Genomic DNA, 2,768 nt, shown 5'->3' with positions numbered 1-2,768 from the left:
CCGATCTCGGCCACACCCGCCGAAGACGCGTCCCCCGCGCCGGTCGATCCGGCCGCGCCCGCGGAACCCGCGCCGGACGCTGCCGTCGACGAGGTCCTGCCTGCGCCCGCGCCGCCTTCGCCGGATGCGACCGATCCCGAGCCGGACGCCGTCGAGGAAGACGCCGCCGCCACGGCCCCCGACGCGATCCCCGCCGAACCCATGCCCATGCTGCCCGTCGGCGACGACTGGCCGGCCTATGGCGGCACCTACGAGGCGCGGCGCTATTCGCCGCTCGACCAGATCAACCGCGACAACGTCTCCGGGCTGGAAAAGATATGGGAGTTCAACACCGGCGACCTGCCCCGGGACGGTGACGGCAGCGAAGGCAAGTACGCCGCCGAGACCACCCCTTTGGTGATCGACGGGCGGATGTACCTGTGCTCGGCCATGAACCAGCTGATCGCGCTGGACGCCGACACCGGCCGCGAGATCTGGCGCTACGACCCGGGCGTATCCACCGATGCCATTCCCTACAGCGCCAGCTGTCGCGGCGTCGCCTACTACGCCACCCCGGGCGAGCGCGTCGAGGAGGCCTGCGCCACGCGCATCATCGAAGGCACGCTCGACGCCCGGCTGATCGCCGTCGACGCACAGACCGGCCTGCCCTGCGCCGGTTTCGGCGAGCAGGGCCAGGTCAACCTTCTGGAGGGCATCGGCGATTCGGTGCCGGGCTTCTTCTCCGTCACCTCGCCGCCTACAATCGTTCGCGGCGTCGTGGTCATCGGTCACCAGGTGCTCGACAACCAGCGCCGCGATGCGCCCTCGGGCGTCGTGCGCGGCTACGACGCGGTCACCGGCGAGCTTCGCTGGGCGTGGGATCTCGCCAATCCCGAGATCACCGGCCTCCCGCCGGAAGGCGAGACCTACACGCGCGGCACGCCGAACATGTGGACCATCGCCAGCGGCGACGACGAGCTCGGCCTCGTCTATCTGCCGCTCGGCAACTCGGCCGTCGATTACTACGGCGCCGACCGCCGCGAGCTCTCCAACGAATATGCGACGTCGCTGGTGGCGCTCGACGTCACCACCGGGCGGCCGGCCTGGCACTTCCAGACGGTTCGCTACGACGTCTGGGACTATGATCTCGGCTCGCAGGGAACGCTGGTCGACCTTCCCGCCGGCAGTTCCACCGTGCCGGCGATCGTGCTGCCGTCGAAGCAGGGCGACATCTACGTGCTGAACCGCGCCACGGGCGAGCCGCTGTTTCCCGTCGAGGATCGGCCGGTGCCGACCGGCGGCGTCGAGCCGGAAAATCTCTCGCCCACGCAGCCCTTCTCCACCTATCACACGCTCGCCAGGCCCGACCTGACCGAGCGCGACATGTGGGGCATGTCGCCGCTCGACCAGCTCTGGTGCCGCATCCAGTTCCGCCAGTCGAACTATGACGGCATCTACACGCCGCCGTCGGCAGACCGGCGCTGGATCCAGTATCCCGGTTACAATGGCGGCTCCGACTGGGGCGGCATCGCCGTCGATCCCGTTCGGGGCGTGATCATCGCCAATTACAACGACATGCCGAACCACAACCAGCTCGTCGAGCGCGAGCGCATCGAGCGGCTCGGCGTGCGCCCGATCGACAGCGCCGAGCGGAGCGACCCCGATGCGCCCGACTCCATGCAGCCGCAGGAAGGCGTGCCGTGGGGCATCGACGTCAATGCCGGCTGGCGGGTGCCGTTCACCGGCCTGATGTGCAAGCAGCCGCCCTATGGCGGAATCCGGGCCATCGACCTCGCCACCGGCAAAACGCTCTGGGACCGGCCCTTCGGCACGGCGCGCTCCAATGGACCCTTCGGCATCCCCTCGCGCCTGCCCTTCGTCATCGGCACGCCCAACAATGCCGGCGGCGTGATGACGGCCGGCGGCATCATGTTCATCGCGGCCACCACCGACGATCTCCTGAAGGCGATCGACGTCGACACCGGCGAGACGCTCTGGCAGGCCGTCCTGCCGGCGGGCGGGCAGGCGACGCCCATCACCTATGCCGTGGACGGGCGTCAATACGTGGCGATCATGGCCGGCGGGCACCATTTCATGGAAACGCCGATCGGCGACGCGGTGATCGCCTGGTCCCTGCCGGGCGCCGCAAGGCCGTAGCTCTCCGGGGGCCGACGGCTTGGACCGCCATCGGCGCCCCGGCATCGAACGAAACGGCCCCGACGGCGTTGAAGGCGGATGCGGGCGGCCCCAGGAGGTCTGACATGCAGGTAGTCGACATCAAGGTCACGGCGGCGACCGTCGCCGAAGACACGTCTCTGGTCCGGTTCATCGGCGAGGGGGGCGACGAGGTCGCCGTCACCATCGCCGACCCGCACGAGGGCGGCGACACGATCCGCGAGGAGCTGGTCGCCCGCGCCAAGGTCATGCTGTTGCATGCCGTCGCGGCGCAGGCGCCCGAAAGCGTCGCGCCGGGTGACGCGGACGAACCGAGCTCCGAGCCCGTCGAGGCGGCGCTCCCCGCGTCCGAAGCGGCGCCCGACGCTCGCGCGCCCGGAGAACCATCGGACGATCATTCCGGCGAAGCGTCCGATTGGGACGCCGACCGCGCCAGCGGTCGTCTGGCCGGCTAGGCAAGGCGTCGCCATGGCCGTTGCGTCCGGTGGAGAGAGAACGTCGCGCCCGGCGGCGAGGCGTCCTCGCCCGGCAGGGCCATGAGCGACGCCGTCATCATCCCCGCGGCCGCCGCGGCTGGCGTCCTGGCGCCGCGGATGTCCCGCCGCGCCGCTGCG

The 2,768-nt window shown here is 70.6% G+C and carries 2 protein-coding genes; both read left to right on the top strand.

The window, feature by feature from the left end; translation table 11 throughout:
• On the top strand, positions 1 to 2,136 hold a 2,136-nt coding region (locus tag EJC49_RS25015), incomplete at its 5' end, for a pyrroloquinoline quinone-dependent dehydrogenase (RefSeq protein ID WP_210211868.1).
• A 104-nt stretch (positions 2,137 to 2,240) separates the two neighbouring features.
• A complete protein-coding gene (locus tag EJC49_RS25010) occupies positions 2,241 to 2,609 on the top strand; it encodes a hypothetical protein (protein WP_126702646.1) in 369 nt (122 codons plus the stop codon).
• The last annotated feature ends 159 nt before the right edge of the window (positions 2,610 to 2,768 follow it).

Source organism: Aquibium carbonis (assembly GCF_003970795.1).
GTDB classification, from domain to species: Bacteria; Pseudomonadota; Alphaproteobacteria; order Rhizobiales; family Rhizobiaceae; genus Aquibium; species Aquibium carbonis.
Note: the sequence above shows the minus strand (reverse complement) of the source record. Positions and strands in the feature narration are given on the sequence as shown.

Coding starts and splice junctions, on each gene's coding strand:
- EJC49_RS25010 (WP_126702646.1), top strand. CDS start 2,241: ATGCAGGTAGTCGACATCAAGGTCACGGCGGCGACCGTCGCCGAAGAC.